Annotated in this window: 11 protein-coding genes and 1 pseudogene; 7 read left to right on the top strand and 5 right to left on the bottom strand. The window is 51.6% G+C overall.

Features of this window, described 5'->3' with window-relative positions:
- Positions 1-9: 9 nt before the first annotated feature.
- Positions 10-1176: pseudogene (locus E3U44_RS03645) on the bottom strand (glycoside hydrolase family 57 protein); the annotation flags it as partial.
- 5 nt (positions 1177-1181) lie between these two features.
- Positions 1182-1844, bottom strand: coding sequence for a DUF4912 domain-containing protein (locus E3U44_RS03640; RefSeq protein WP_134356715.1), 663 nt, complete (start codon positions 1842-1844; stop codon positions 1182-1184).
- Between the two features lie 418 nt (positions 1845-2262).
- On the opposite strand from E3U44_RS03640, the gene E3U44_RS03635 reads away from it, so the two are divergent.
- Genes E3U44_RS03635 through lpdA form a run of 3 tightly spaced genes read left to right on the top strand, consistent with a single transcriptional unit; the run spans position 2263 to position 7872 of the window.
- Entirely contained in the window at positions 2263-5094 is a 2832-nt protein-coding gene (locus tag E3U44_RS03635; protein ID WP_134356714.1) for a 2-oxoglutarate dehydrogenase E1 component, read from the top strand.
- A 15-nt stretch (positions 5095-5109) separates the two neighbouring features.
- The gene (odhB, locus tag E3U44_RS03630; protein ID WP_134356713.1) at positions 5110-6405 is read left to right on the top strand and encodes a 2-oxoglutarate dehydrogenase complex dihydrolipoyllysine-residue succinyltransferase; all 1296 of its coding nucleotides are present in this window, start codon (positions 5110-5112) and stop codon (positions 6403-6405) included.
- A 21-nt stretch (positions 6406-6426) separates the two neighbouring features.
- The gene (gene lpdA, locus E3U44_RS03625) at positions 6427-7872 is read left to right on the top strand and encodes a dihydrolipoyl dehydrogenase (RefSeq protein ID WP_134356712.1); all 1446 of its coding nucleotides are present in this window, start codon (positions 6427-6429) and stop codon (positions 7870-7872) included.
- A 1-nt stretch (position 7873) separates the two neighbouring features.
- Here the strand turns inward: lpdA and E3U44_RS03620 are convergent, their stop codons facing one another.
- Positions 7874-8479: a pyridoxamine 5'-phosphate oxidase family protein gene (locus E3U44_RS03620; protein WP_134356711.1), complete on the bottom strand. Its 606-nt coding sequence runs from the start codon at positions 8477-8479 to the stop codon at positions 7874-7876.
- Between the two features lie 74 nt (positions 8480-8553).
- On the opposite strand from E3U44_RS03620, the gene E3U44_RS20260 reads away from it, so the two are divergent.
- Positions 8554-8679: a hypothetical protein gene (locus E3U44_RS20260; RefSeq protein ID WP_276321955.1), complete on the top strand. Its 126-nt coding sequence runs from the start codon at positions 8554-8556 to the stop codon at positions 8677-8679.
- A 17-nt stretch (positions 8680-8696) separates the two neighbouring features.
- Here E3U44_RS20260 and E3U44_RS03615 read toward each other — a convergent pair whose 3' ends face one another.
- Together E3U44_RS03615 and E3U44_RS03610 are read right to left on the bottom strand one after the other, a co-directional pair.
- Positions 8697-10016 carry a hemolysin family protein gene (locus E3U44_RS03615; RefSeq protein WP_134356710.1) on the bottom strand — a complete coding sequence of 440 codons (1320 nt, stop codon included), beginning with the start codon at positions 10014-10016 and terminating at the stop codon, positions 8697-8699.
- 3 nt (positions 10017-10019) lie between these two features.
- Entirely contained in the window at positions 10020-11348 is a 1329-nt protein-coding gene (locus E3U44_RS03610; RefSeq protein WP_134356709.1) for a hemolysin family protein, read from the bottom strand.
- A 213-nt stretch (positions 11349-11561) separates the two neighbouring features.
- On the opposite strand from E3U44_RS03610, the gene E3U44_RS03605 reads away from it, so the two are divergent.
- From E3U44_RS03605 to E3U44_RS03595, 3 genes are all read left to right on the top strand, one after another.
- Positions 11562-12164, top strand: coding sequence for a coiled-coil domain-containing protein (locus E3U44_RS03605; protein ID WP_134356708.1), 603 nt, complete (start codon positions 11562-11564; stop codon positions 12162-12164).
- Positions 12165-12417: 253 nt separating this feature from the next.
- Complete coding sequence (locus E3U44_RS03600; RefSeq protein WP_134356707.1) at positions 12418-12855, top strand: glycine zipper family protein; 438 nt, start codon at positions 12418-12420, stop codon at positions 12853-12855.
- A gap of 70 nt (positions 12856-12925) precedes the next feature.
- Positions 12926-13585: a 2OG-Fe(II) oxygenase gene (locus E3U44_RS03595; RefSeq protein WP_166804990.1), complete on the top strand. Its 660-nt coding sequence runs from the start codon at positions 12926-12928 to the stop codon at positions 13583-13585.
- The last annotated feature ends 6 nt before the right edge of the window (positions 13586-13591 follow it).

Here is a 13591-nt window from a genome sequence, read left to right as displayed (position 1 = left end):
GTGCTGGGTCAAATACTGGGAAGGGGTGATAAGCTCAATCGGTCCTTTTGTGGAGCCAAAGTGGCGCAATAAACTCTCGAGCCATTGGGGCCCTTCAAACCACCAATGACCAAACAGTTCAGCATCATAGGGAGCAAGGAGGAGCGGTGGACGGTCCATCCTTTTGGCATGGTCTGCTACCTGCTGTAGGCAATGACGGTAAAAATGATCCGCATGGCAAGCTACCCTTGCCCGGGCTTTGGCCGGTGGATAAGGGGCTTTGTGCTCGGTTTTATCCGTCACCCGGTAATATTTAATCCCCGTATCGACGCGGATCTGGCCGCCAGGAAGATAAGGTTGGAGATAGCTCAGTTCCCGCTCGAAACCTACATCTCGGTAGAATTCTCGGTAATCCCTGTCTCCAGGGTAGCCTTCCTCGGCGCTCCAAACTTGCCGTGAAACCGCCGGATCACGTCCAAAGGCCGCCACCCCATTAGGGCAGGCAATAGGTGCCAGGTGGCCATAACGAGGTCGCCTGTTGGCGTAAAGAAGGGCCTCGGTTTCGACGAAGAAGTAACTAAAGCCGACCGCTTTTAATGCTTTTTCTAGGCCAGGGTAATAGGCGCATTCGGGAAGCCAAATGCCTTTAGGAGCGATGCCGAAACATTGCCGGTAGTAATCAGCGGCGATTTGGAGTTGGACATAGACGGCGGTGGGTTCCGGTTGCAGTAAGGGTAAGAAGCCATGGGTGGCGGCACAGGTAATGATTTCAAGCAGACCTTGCTTGTTGTAGCCGAGCAAAAGCAGGCACCAAATGGCGTTGATAACGTTCCTCAAAATCAGAAAGTGTTTGCAGAAACCAACGCCGATAAAGGCGTGCTAATCGATTAAGGGGGGCTGACCTTGGGTTCGTTGGACCTCCTTCTCAGCCAAAGCAATCAGCTTCTCCATATGGAAAACATAGCGTTGTAGCAACAAGGGGTCCTGAAGCATGGTGAGCAAGGTCGGTGATAAGGATAAGGTTAAATGAAACCGAGTCCCCTCATGGGCTAGCCGTTCAAAAGCATTCAGTAGAGGAAGATAACATTCGGTCATGGCTTCAAACAGCCACCGTTCCTCAAGCGCTTCTTCCTGTTCGGGATGACGCACGTAAGGCAAATGAGCGTGCAAAATGAAGCTTAGATAACCACAAGCCATGGAGGTTAGGGTGATCTCTTGGGGAGGCTTGCAGACCATGTGGAGAAAGGGACTGACGTTGAAGTCAGATTCTCCTGGGGCTGTGTTTGGGGCGATTCTAGCAGGCAGGGAAAATGGTGGGTGATAAATTCTTGAGTCCGGGTAGCCCGCTCCTCAAGAGAAATAGAAAATTCTAGAGGAAAGGTTTTAACCGGGAGAGGAGGTTGGGTATTGTGGCGCACAAAAACTACCGGAGCGATAGGATCGGCAGGACTAGCGCGGGGGGTTTCGATGATATTAGAGCCTGCCAGGGGGACAAATTCGCTCTTAGCATTCGCTAGCCCAAGTTCTACCCGATAACGTTTATCGTCTGCCCAAAGATCCACATACCGGTGATCGGCTTTCCTAGGGACAGTCACATCAAAGCTAGCGGGAGCGGCAAGATTCCCGGCTGTTAAGTCATAAAACCGCAGCACAAGTTGAGTATGTTTCTTTATCCTGAGCTTCTTTCGAGCGCGAACTAGATCTTGCTTCAGCACTGACCAATGGGCATAAATACAATAGGGGTTTACCACCATTAATACCACTTTGGTCCTATCTGCGGGAGGGGGCAGAAAAAATCGATCCCTTGTTTCTTGGCTGATTTGGAGCAGTCCTTGCTGGGAAAAAGGTCTATTTTCTTTATTCATAGTTCTTCCACAGCAGACGATGAATCCAAGATTGAGGTTCCAAAGCGGCAAGTTGCCCTTTGGAGGGATACCGTCGGTAGGTAACTTTGCATTGGCTCATATTTTTAGTATACAAGAGATTTATATCATTGCATTTTTTCGGCTTCAATATGATTGGGTTACGGACGAGCGCTGAGTTGATGGTCGACCGCTCGGGTGTAATACTTGGGCTAGTTAGCCAGTCATCGCTGCCATCAAGTTAAGCAATACAACACGCACCGCCAATGAAAATCGGCTATAGAAATATAAGAATAATGTCAGAAATAGTGTGCAACAAATTGTCTATAAGAAAGGGCCTACTTATCTTAGAGAGCAACTCTCAGTAGTGTCGACTAGGCCGCTTGTCATCGAAAAATGAGGAGCTGAGTAACTTTAAGCAATGAATGCTATTGTCGAGAAACGAGACAGCACTTCCCCCCTATATGCGGCCAACGCCCCTTATCTGGAAGAGTTATATGAAAATTATCTAAAGGATCCTAACAGCGTACCGATCCATTGGCGGAAATGGTTCGAGCGCCTCCAGGCGGGTGTTCCGGAACAGCCTATTCCCGAGCCTCCTTCCCGCCCCCTCGGGCCAGGAGTACGGCCATCGGTGCCCCCCGTATCAGCAGAAGCCGTAGCCGGAGGATTAACGGCTGAAGCGGCTGAAAAACAAACTGCCGTGCTTCAGCTGATCAATGCTTACCGCTTCCGTGGTCATCAAAAAGCCAATATCGATCCCTTGCGCCTCCATGAACGCCCCTTGGTTCCAGAGCTCGATCCTGCTTTCCATGGCCTGACAGAAGAGGACCTGGATAAGGTCTTTAGTACCGGATCCCTTATTGGACTTGCTCAAGCCCCTCTGCGGCAGATCCTTGCTCTAGTAAAGCAAATCTATTGCCATACCCTCGGCGCTGAATATATGCACATCACTGAAACCGCCGAGAAACGCTGGATCCAAAATTACGTGGAAGGAGCACAGGGTAATCTGAGCCCGTCGGCAGAATTGCGGCGCCATATTCTGGAGCGGCTTACAGCAGCCGAAGGGCTAGAGCGTTATTTGCATACCAAGTATGTGGGTCAGAAACGCTTTTCCCTGGAGGGAGGGGATAGTTTGATTCCCCTCTTGGATAGCCTTATTCTCCATGCAGGCAGTAAAGGAATGGAGGAAATTGTTATTGGCATGGCTCACCGGGGGCGGTTGAATGTACTGGTGAATACCCTAGGTAAATTGCCCCGGGATTTATTTATGGAATTTGAAGGCCGTCACGAGGTGGATGACCGGCGCTCGGGAGATGTCAAATATCACTTAGGCTTCTCGGCAGACGCTGATACTCCAGGAGGCCCGGTTCATATTGCCCTGGCCTTTAACCCCTCCCATTTAGAGATCATTGACCCGGTGGTGGAGGGTTCAGTGCGGGCGCGTCAGCAGCGACGCAAGGATTGGTTAGGGGATGAGGTAATACCCGTGCTGATCCATGGGGATTCTGCCTTTGCCGGTCAGGGTGTGGTCATGGAAAACTTCAACATGTCCCAATCACGGGGGTTTTTCACCGGTGGCACTCTCCATATCGTAGTTAACAACCAGATCGGTTTTACCACCAGTAACCCCCTGGATACCCGGTCTACGGTTTACTGCACGGATGTGGCTAAGATGGTGCAAGCGCCGATTTTCCATGTCAACGGCGATGATCCGGAAGCCGTTATCTTCGCGACTCACTTAGCCTTTGATTACCGCATGACGTTTAAAAAGGATGTGGTGATCGATCTGATATGCTACCGGCGCCAAGGGCATAACGAGGCGGATGAGCCGGCGGTGACCCAGCCGCTGATGTATCGAAAGATCCGCTCCCATCCTACGATTCGCCGCCTTTATGCTGAGCGCTTAACAGCACAAAATATTGTTGCTCCCGAAGAGCCAGATCGGATCATGGAAAACTACCGGCAAGCCCTGGAACAAGGGACCAATGTAGCGCCCTATGCGACGGAGAGCGCCCATCCTTTTAAAGTAGACTGGAAGCCTTTCCTGGGGACTCCATGGGATCAGCCGGTGGAGACTGGAGTGCCTTTGCAGCGGCTGCAAGAGCTTGCGGCCCGTATCGAACAGCTCCCTAAAGGATTTGAACTCCACTCCCGTGTGAGCAATATTTTGGCTGACCGTCGCAAAATGGCGGCTGGGGCCTTGCCTATTGATTGGGGATTTGCCGAGACTTTGGCCTATGCCACGTTGCTGGATGAAGGGTACTCGGTTCGGCTAACGGGTCAAGACAGTGGCCGCGGCACTTTCTTCCATCGCCATGCCGTCATTTATAATCAAAAAGACGGCTGCGCCTATGTTCCTCTGGAGCAGGTGAATCCAGAGCAAGTTGATTTTAGTATTATTGATTCCCTCCTGTCGGAAGAGGCGGTAGTGGCGTTTGAATATGGCTATGCCGCCACCGAGCCCAATGCTCTAGTGATCTGGGAAGCTCAGTTTGGAGATTTTGTTAATGGCGCCCAGGTGGTGGTTGATCAATTTATTAGTTCTGGAGAAGCAAAATGGTCACGACTGTGTGGGCTGGTATTATTTTTGCCTCATGGTTACGAAGGTCAAGGGCCAGAGCATTCCTCCGCCCGGCTGGAGCGTTTTCTACAGCTATGTGCGGAAGATAATATCCAAGTCTGTGTGCCGACCACACCGGCTCAGATGTTTCATATGCTGCGGCGGCAAATACTGCGACCTTATCGTAAACCCCTTATCGTGATGTCCCCTAAGAGTTTGCTGCGCCATCGGCTCTCGGTGTCCTCCCTGGATGAATTTTGCAGCGGAGCTTTCCAGCTAGTGATTGGCGAAATAGATGATATTAAGCCTGCTATGGTGGAGCGGGTAATCCTATGTTCTGGAAAAGTGTACTACGATTTGCTTCAGGCGCGGCGGGATCAGGAACAGCATGATGTGGCTATTCTCCGCCTAGAGCAGCTCTATCCGTTTCCGCGGCAACAATTGGAAGAAGAACTAAAGCGCTACCGTAGGGCGAAGGAGATCATCTGGTGCCAGGAAGAACCTCAAAACCAGGGGGCTTGGGATCAGATTCGGCGCCGCTTGCAAGAATGTCTGCGTCGCAACCAAACCTTGCGCTACGCGGGTCGGGCTTCGTCGGCAGCACCTGCAGTCGGCTACTTCAACTTGCATCTTAAACAGCAGCGTGCCTTGGTTAAAGAAGCGCTCAGTCCGTGGGAAAAAAATGAATAAAAGGAGAAAATATTCATGGGGATAGAGGTGCGGGTACCGAGATTGCCTGAATCGGTGACAGAGGCTATCGTCGGGGATTGGCATAAAAAACCCGGCGACCGTGTACAGCGGGATGAAACGTTGTTGGATCTTGAAACTGAGAAGGTGGTGCTAGATGTGCCTGCTCCCAGCGATGGGATTTTGCAGGAGGTGACAAAAGAAAAAGGTGCTACGGTAGGCAGTGAAGAAGTGCTCGGAATCATTGAACCTGCCGAGGTAGCTGAGAAAGAAACCCCAGAAGCCCCGGCAGGTGATACTAAAGCTGCCGGCGAAGAAAAAGCAGAGGCTGAAGCTAGGGCCCCGGCCCCTTCCTTGGAAGTGGGTGCACCTCCGGTCCGTCCTAGAGAGACAGAAGGGGAGGAAATGCCGCCCCTCAGTCCAGCCGTTCGCCGTTTGATTAGAGAGTATCAATTAGATCCGCGGGAAATCCCGGCTACAGGCAAGGATGGCCGTTTGACTAAAACCGATGTGGTCCGGTTTCTCCAATCAGAAGAGCTGGTGGCTGCCCCCACCGCACCGGAGCAAGCCCCGCCACCTGAAGCTAAGCCTGCGGCGGTTCCAAAAGGAGAGGACTATGGTGTTCGGCGGGAGGCTATGAGCCGGTTACGGCAACGGATTGCTGAACGGATGCTTGAATCCCAGCAGGCCACAGCGACCTTGACCACCTTTAATGAAGTGAACATGCAAGAGGTGATGAAACTGCGCCACCGCTACCAGGACGTCTTTGAAAAACGTTATAGGGTACGGCTTGGTCTGATGTCTTTTTTTATTAAAGCTTGTATCGAAGCTTTAAAGCGCTACCCCATCGTTAATGCCACTATCCATGGCAACGATATTTTGTATTATCAGTATTATCATATTGGTATTGCTGTAGCAACGCCTCGCGGCTTAGTGGTTCCCGTACTTCGGGATGCGGATCATCTTAATTTTGCCGATATTGAAACCCAAATTACAGACTTTGCCCAGCGGGCCCGCAATGGCCAGTTGACCATTGAAGAATTGACCGGGGGAACTTTTACCATCACTAATGGTGGGGTGTTCGGTTCCCTGTTATCGACCCCCATACTGAATCCGCCCCAGAGCGCCATTCTGGGGATGCATAAGGTTGAAGATCGGCCTGTGGCGGAAAATGGCGAAGTTAAGATTCGGCCAATGATGTATGTAGCGCTTTCCTATGATCACCGCCTTATCGATGGTAAGGAGGCAGTCCAATTTTTGGTGGCAGTCAAAGAAGCCCTAGAAGATCCCGTACGGTTATTGCTTGAAGTGTGATCGGTATAGAATGCTTATCTTATGTCTGAACGCTACGATGTTGTAATCATTGGTGCCGGGCCGGCAGGTTATGTGGCGGCTATCCGGTGTGCCCAACTTGGCCTGCGGACTGCTTGTATCGACAAGTGGCTCTCCCCGGAGGGAAAACCGTCTTTAGGTGGTACCTGTCTTAATGCGGGCTGTGTTTCCTCCAAGGCCTTGTTGGATTCTTCGGAGCTCTACCAACGGGCCCAAACGGAACTTACTGAACATGGCATCCAAGTTGCCCAAGTCAGTGTAGACCTTGCAGCAATGCAGGCCCGCAAGAGCCGCTTAGTCCACCGCCTTACGGCCAATATCGCCACCCTCTTTGAGGATTATCAGATTAAATGGCTCCCGGGGCATGGCCGGCTATTGGAAAATAATCGAGTGGAGTTTACGTCCCATGAAGCTGATGGTTCGCAGATATTAGAGGCGAAGAATGTCATTCTAGCCAGCGGTTCTCGGCCCATGGAGTTGGAAGCCGCCCCCATTGATGGAGAGCGGATCGTTGACTCCACGGGGGCTTTGTCATTCCAGGAGGTTCCGCGGCGTTTAGGCATTATCGGTGCTGGAGTTATTGGGGTAGAGCTGGGCAGTATTTGGTCCCGGTTAGGGGCAAAGGTGACTCTGCTTGAGGCCCGGGATGAGTTTTTGCCCATGGTGGACAAGACCATTTCCCAGGAGGCCCATAAGCGATTCCAACAGCAAGGGCTAGAGGTTCGTTTAGGGGCCCGGGTTATTTCTACCCGGGTGACCTCTAAACAGGTGACGGTGCATTATCAAAGCGGGGAAGAGGAGCACGAGCTTAAGGTAGATAAACTGATTGTGGCCGTAGGGCGTCAACCCTATTCGGAACACCTTTTTGCCTTAGAAACGGGTTTGCTGTTAGACGAAAGGGGATTCATCCATGTGGATGAATATGGCGTCACTAATTTGCCTGGGGTCTATGCCATAGGAGATGTGGTGCGGGGTCCCATGCTAGCCCATAAAGGATCCCAGGAAGGAATCGCCGTGGCAGAGGCGATAGCCCAGGGCAAGGAAACGGCAGTGAAGCGGGATAACATTCCTTGGGTGATCTACACGGAACCGGAAATTGCCTGGACCGGGCGCACTGAGGAGGCCTTACGGGATGCGGGTATTAAAGTCCGGGTGGGGACCTTCCCCTTTGCAGCCTCTGCCCGCGCGAATGCAATGGATGGCACGGCGGGTTTGGTCAAAGTGGTGGCGGATGCCAACACTGATCAGCTCTTGGGTGTCCACATTATTGGGCCTTGGGCCTCAGAGTTGATTGCCGAAGCGGTGCTGGCCATGGAATTTGCGGCCAGCAGTGAAGATTTGGCACGGACTATTCATGCCTATCCCAGTTTAGCAGAAGCGTTACACGAAGCGGCCCTGGATGTAGACAACCGTGCTCTCCATGTGGTGAGGCAAAGGAAAAGGACTTGAGTTAGGGATATCGCCACGAGGCGTGCAGCAGGCCCTCCTTGTCCCAGGTAAAGCCAGCACGGCGGTGCCCCTGCTTGGAGAAATAAAGCCAATCCAAATGCTTTGCTATCGCTTCCAGCACTACGAAGTTTTCGTAGCCTGTGTGAATACTTTCATCCACAGATCCATGGGTTCTTTCTGGCATTGGGAAACCTGAGGTGGGCTGAGGCGCTGTTTCGCCTGGAGGTGCCGCGGTTTTATAAATTTTCCGGCCACTGGCCGGCAGCTCTTGCCAGGCTCGATGCGTGAGCTCGTTATGCTGATGAATTTGTATTTCGGTATAAATTCGGAGTTGTGTTTTCGTCTCCGGATCAAAAAAGACGAAAGTTCCCCTTGGATCAGCGAGAAGTTCGCAGTACTTGGGCGAGCGGCAATCAGTATTGATGAAAAGTTTTCTTTTTTCAGGTTCCACCCGGCGCAATACCACCGTTCTAGCGTTAGCTTGCCCATCTAGACCCGAGGTAGCAAGCACCGGGGTGCGTAGCCGTGATGAAGGATTCTGATATCCTCTTTGCAGGAGCCGCCAGGCTTCTTCAAGGATGAAATGTAAATTATCGGTGCGCTTCATGCCACAATTTATAGCCAAATTTAAGTGTTATAGCATTTCTCGTTTAAATGAGATCTTAGGCGCTTGGGACAGGCGTGACCAAACACGCTGTCAATCCGTCCCTGGAAGCTCGACGTTGGTTTGCCACACTAGGCTTTCCTATGCCTGGCAAGCAAGTCCAGCCGGTCCCTTCTGGGACGGGCGTTCACCGGTCTGCGTGAGTCCACCGGATCTACAGTTAGGAATCATCAGGAGTCCTCTCGGGATAGGGCGGGGCTAATACACACCATTTTATTCCATGGCCCTCCAAAGCCGTCACAGTAATATGAATGTCCTCGTAAATGACAGTATCGCCCACGGCGGGTTCGCGGCCAAGCAAGTGAAGTACCAGCCCCCCTAGGGTGTCCACTTCCTCATGGGAGAGTTCCACGCCTAATTGCTCACCAACTTCGTCCAGACGCCAGATACCGGGTACATGCAAGCTACCTTGAGCATCGACAAAGGCGGCCACCGAGGTGCCAGGTTCTTCTTCGATTTCACCCACCACTTCTTCGCAGAGATCCTCGATCGAGACGATCCCCGAGGTGCCGCCATACTCGTCGATGACCACTACCATGTGGGTGTGGCCCCGGCGCATCGCGGCTAGCACGGTGTCCACAAGGGCAGTTTCAGGGACGAAGGAAAGAGGCCGGAGGTCCTCTTGCTGTAAGGAGCGGTTGGCGACAAGCAGGCGCAGCACATCTTTGATATGGATCAGCCCGACGATCTGGTCTAGGGTCCCTTCGAACACTGGATAGCGGGTGTGATGGGTAGTGGTAATGGTAGCAGTTAATTCTTCGGGAGAGGCACCAAGAGGGATCCCTGTGATATGGACCCGCGGTACCATCACCTCCTCGGCTGTCCGATCCCGGAGTTCCAGTAACTCGCGTAGCATCTGTCCTGCCTCAGGGTTAAGAACGCCGCTTTCCTCACTTTCCTCTACAATCAGCTGCAATTCTTCTGCGGTATGGTAATGGCCGCTGGTGAGCCGGCGTTCAATGCCCATAGCCCGCAGAATGGCAGTGCCCAAGCTGTTTAGGGTGATGACCAAGGGATAAGTGGCGAACTTGGCCCAGCGCATGGGGCGGGTAATCCAGAGTGCGGTGCCTTCGGCATGCATCAGGGCAAGGGATTTGGGCACCATCTCACCTAGGACAATATGGAAGTAGGTCAGGATACCGATGGCCAGTACGCTGGCTACGGTATGGGCGGCAATCCAACGGGAGGTGCCCAGCTCTGCCAATCCTTCAGCAAGCCAATGGGCTAGGATGGGCTCGCCGTACATGCCTAGCCCTAAGCTGGCGAGGGTGATCCCAAGTTGGGCGGTAGCAATGTAGCGGTCTTGCTGTAGCGGGTTCCGGAGGATGGCTTGTACTAGGGCTGCACTAGGCTCTCCAGCAACCGCGCGGCGTTCGATGGCCGCCCGAGGTACCCCGATGATGGCAAATTCCGCTGCCACAAAGATGCCATTCAAGAGAATTAGCAAGATAATGATCATCACCGGTATCCACCACTCCATAAGCTAGTCCTCGTTCTCTGGCGCAGAAGGTTCGGCAGGTGGGTTAGCTTTGACCAGAACAGAGCGGATAACTGGGCCATTTAGCTCTTCGATCTCCACCTCTAGACCGTCAATCATGACTCGCTCTCCGGGCTCAGGAATTCGCTCCAGCACCGAGGTGATGTGACCTGCTACCGTGTTGGCTTGGCTGTGCCAAGGCAGGCCTGTCCAAAGCACAGTTTCCTCTACCCGGAGTAAGCCAGGTAATCGAACTCGCCCATCTGGAAGGTATTCCGGCTGGGCATGTTCTTCCTTAGACTCTTCTGCTACCCCCCCGGTGAGGGCAATGAGCATATCATCGAGAGTGACCAAGCCCTGCATCGTGCCATATTCATCCACAACAATGAGTTTGCGTGAGTGTCGTTGCCGCATGATGGCAAGTAGACGGTCACCGGTTACCTTGTCAAGCACGCTGATGGCAGGACGCATGGCTTCACCTACGGTAGGTAGTGCCCTATGCTCGGCAAAATGGGCGGTGACATCCTTAGTGTGGATCATGCCAATAATGTTGTCTAACGAACCCTTGTAGACGGGAAGGCTGGAGAAGGGGGATTCAACCACAATCTGAAAGAGTTGTTGAGGGGGGGTCTTTGCATCCACGATAGCGACGAACCGGCGGGGCACCATCAGTTGCCGGGCGGTGCGCCGGCTTAAGTATAATGCTTGGTGCAAACGCTGTTGCTCATGTAGCTTGAGCAGTCCCACTTCCCGGCTCTCAGCGATGAGCATGTCAATTTCTTCTGGAGAGTGAACATGCCGGTGCCGCGAATGTCGAATTCCTAGTGCCCGTAGCAACACGATACCACTGCCGTTCAGAAAGGCGATAAAGCCGCTGTAGAGCCTCAGTGACCAGCGCATGGGCAAGTAAGTGTAGAGGGCAAGCTGGACCGGATACTGAAGGGCCAGTGATTTGGGTACGAGTTCACCGAATACGACTTGCAGCCCAGTGAGCAGCACCAATACAACTATTGCTGCCGTTGACTGGGCTGCAAGGGGTTCCATGTCCCCGAGTAATTCAAACAGGAGTGCCAGATCCTGGCCTAGGGTAGCTTGGCCATAGGCACCTAAAATCAGGCTTGAGAGGGTGATTCCAATCTGACTGGCGGCAATATAGCGATCGAGGCGGGCTGTATCCTCGATGATGGGCAATAGCCCCTTCGCCAGCCAATGGCCATTTTCGGCAAGCTTTTGAATCTGGCTACGGCGTACCCCTACAGCGGCGAATTCTGCAGCAACGTAGAGGGCGTTAGCCGTGATGAGGAATAGGAATACGGCAAAAGTCGTTACATTCATGTAAGGGCCTGTTGTGGGGCGATCGTTTTTATTTGAGGGCGAAATATAGAGGAGGTTGACTATTATTCCTTGATAGATTTGACCCATAAACCCATATGGTTGACACTTGACCTAGACAACCTGTTATGGTGTGTACTTTGAGCTAAGCGGCAGGGATGCACAAGCTTCCTGAGCCGCCGGATCCCATATTTCCTAGATAAAGGTTAAGAGATTATGGATATTGCTAAGAAATTCTTGCGCTTGTTTTGTTGGCTACAATTGGTTGCCTTTGCTGCGCTGACCGTCCTTGCTTTACCCCTTCATGCCCAGTCAGGGGGAGACCTATCGTTGAGCTCTGAGCAGATGCAGGAGCTCCATAAGCTGCAACAGAAGATGCGTACTGTGAGTCAACAGTTGAATGAGATTCGGCAAGAAGCGCTGGAGGCGAAACCTGAACTGCAGGAGCAGCAAGATGAGTACCAATCGTTGTTGTTCGAGACAATGAAAGAGCAAGGGAACGATCCAGCACCGGCATTGACGCGCATGCGTGAGATCGAAGGACAGATGCAGGATCAGGAATTGGCTGAAGAGAAACGCAAACAGCTTATCAGAGAGTATCGGCAAAAAGATGCGGGACTCCAGCAGGCGAGTCGTAGGGCAATGCAAGATGAGAAAGTCCGTGAGGCAGCTCAAGAACTTTCTCAATCCACTATTGCGGCTATGCGTGAGCACAATTCCGAGACAGAGCAATTATTGCAAGAGATGAAGCAACTTCGCCAAGAAATACAGCAGATGGTGGCCCAGCTTAAAACTGAAGAAGGAACTGGCAATAAATAGTACCCTGTATTAAATTAATATGGATTTTTCACCACAAAGACACGAAGAACACGAGACGTGTTCTTCGTGTCTTTGTGGTGATCCTAACATCTAACCTAAAAAATAGTCCCCTCCTGTGGCCGAAACAGAGGCCACCGCCAATAGGCGAGCTGTTTATATGATGAACCTCGCACTCCCTCCAAGGTCCGATTTTAAATGGCTACAAAGCTTTGCCTGAGATTCGATTGCGAATCTTGACCAAAGGGTAGGTGTCATGAATGCTCCAGTAAGAGTAACCGCTTTGTTTTTGTTCTTCTTTACCATAATTTTAACAGCGACAGGTTGTGCAGGACCACGGCCAATCTTGTATCCTAACCCTCATTTTAGGAGTGTTGGTCAAGAAGTCGCAGAACAGGATATTGCCGAATGTCGCGCCATGGCTGAGGCTGCAGGGGTCTCACCTGGAAAAGGTAAGGCTGGAGAAACAGTGGAAAGTTCGGCGGTGGGTGCGGGAGTGGGTGCGGCCTCTGGTGCTGTTGGTGGTGCAGTGGTAGGTGCTGCCGGTAGTGGCGCAGCCATTGGGGCTGCTAGCGGTGCCGCGGCCGGTCTATTGCGTAGTCTATTTGGTGCTTCAAGACCTAGCCAGGCGTACATTAATTTTGTAAATCAATGCCTAAAAGAGCGGGGGTATAGGCCTGTGGGCTGGGAATAGTAAGCTGATATCCTCCTAAAGCCTTGCCTTTGACGATGAGCATCCGTTTAATTTCTTGGAGTGGATATGCTTGAACACCTTATCTTCAATCACTGATGTAAGTGAAAGCGATATATTCAACCAAATCGCTTCTGCGATCGAAACACAGGGCTACATCGTTTTATCATCTGTATTGCCAGAGCCGTTGACCAACTCTCTCTTCATCCATTTAAAATCCACTAAGGAACAAGATTTTTACAGGGCTGGCATAGGTAGAGAATTTAACTATCACGTTAATCAATTTGTCCGCACCGATCAGATCTGCTGGATCGATCAGCGCCATTCAGCTACCAAAGCCTATTTAGCTTGGATTGAAAGGCTTCGCCTTGAGTTGAATAGGCGTTTATTTCTGGGTTTATTCGACTATGAATGTCATTTTGCGTGCTATCCAGTAGGGGCTTTCTATAAAAGACATTTAGATGCGTTCAGTGATAGCAGGAACCGGATTATTACTACCGTGCTTTATCTCAATCCCAACTGGATGCCTGATGATGGGGGTGAATTGCTCCTCTACTCAATAGAGAATAATACCCTGTTAGAAAAAATAGCGCCTGAGTATGGGAAGATGGTGTTATTTTTAAGTGAGAAATTTCCCCACGAAGTGGTGACGACTAATAAATTGCGTTATAGTCTCAGTGGCTGGTTTCGAGTGAATAATAGTTTTGGTGCTGTTATTGATCCTCCGAAGTAATAGCTT

Source organism: Nitrosococcus wardiae (genome assembly GCF_004421105.1).
GTDB classification, from domain to species: Bacteria; Pseudomonadota; Gammaproteobacteria; order Nitrosococcales; family Nitrosococcaceae; genus Nitrosococcus; species Nitrosococcus wardiae.
Note: the sequence above shows the minus strand (reverse complement) of the source record. Positions and strands in the feature narration are given on the sequence as shown.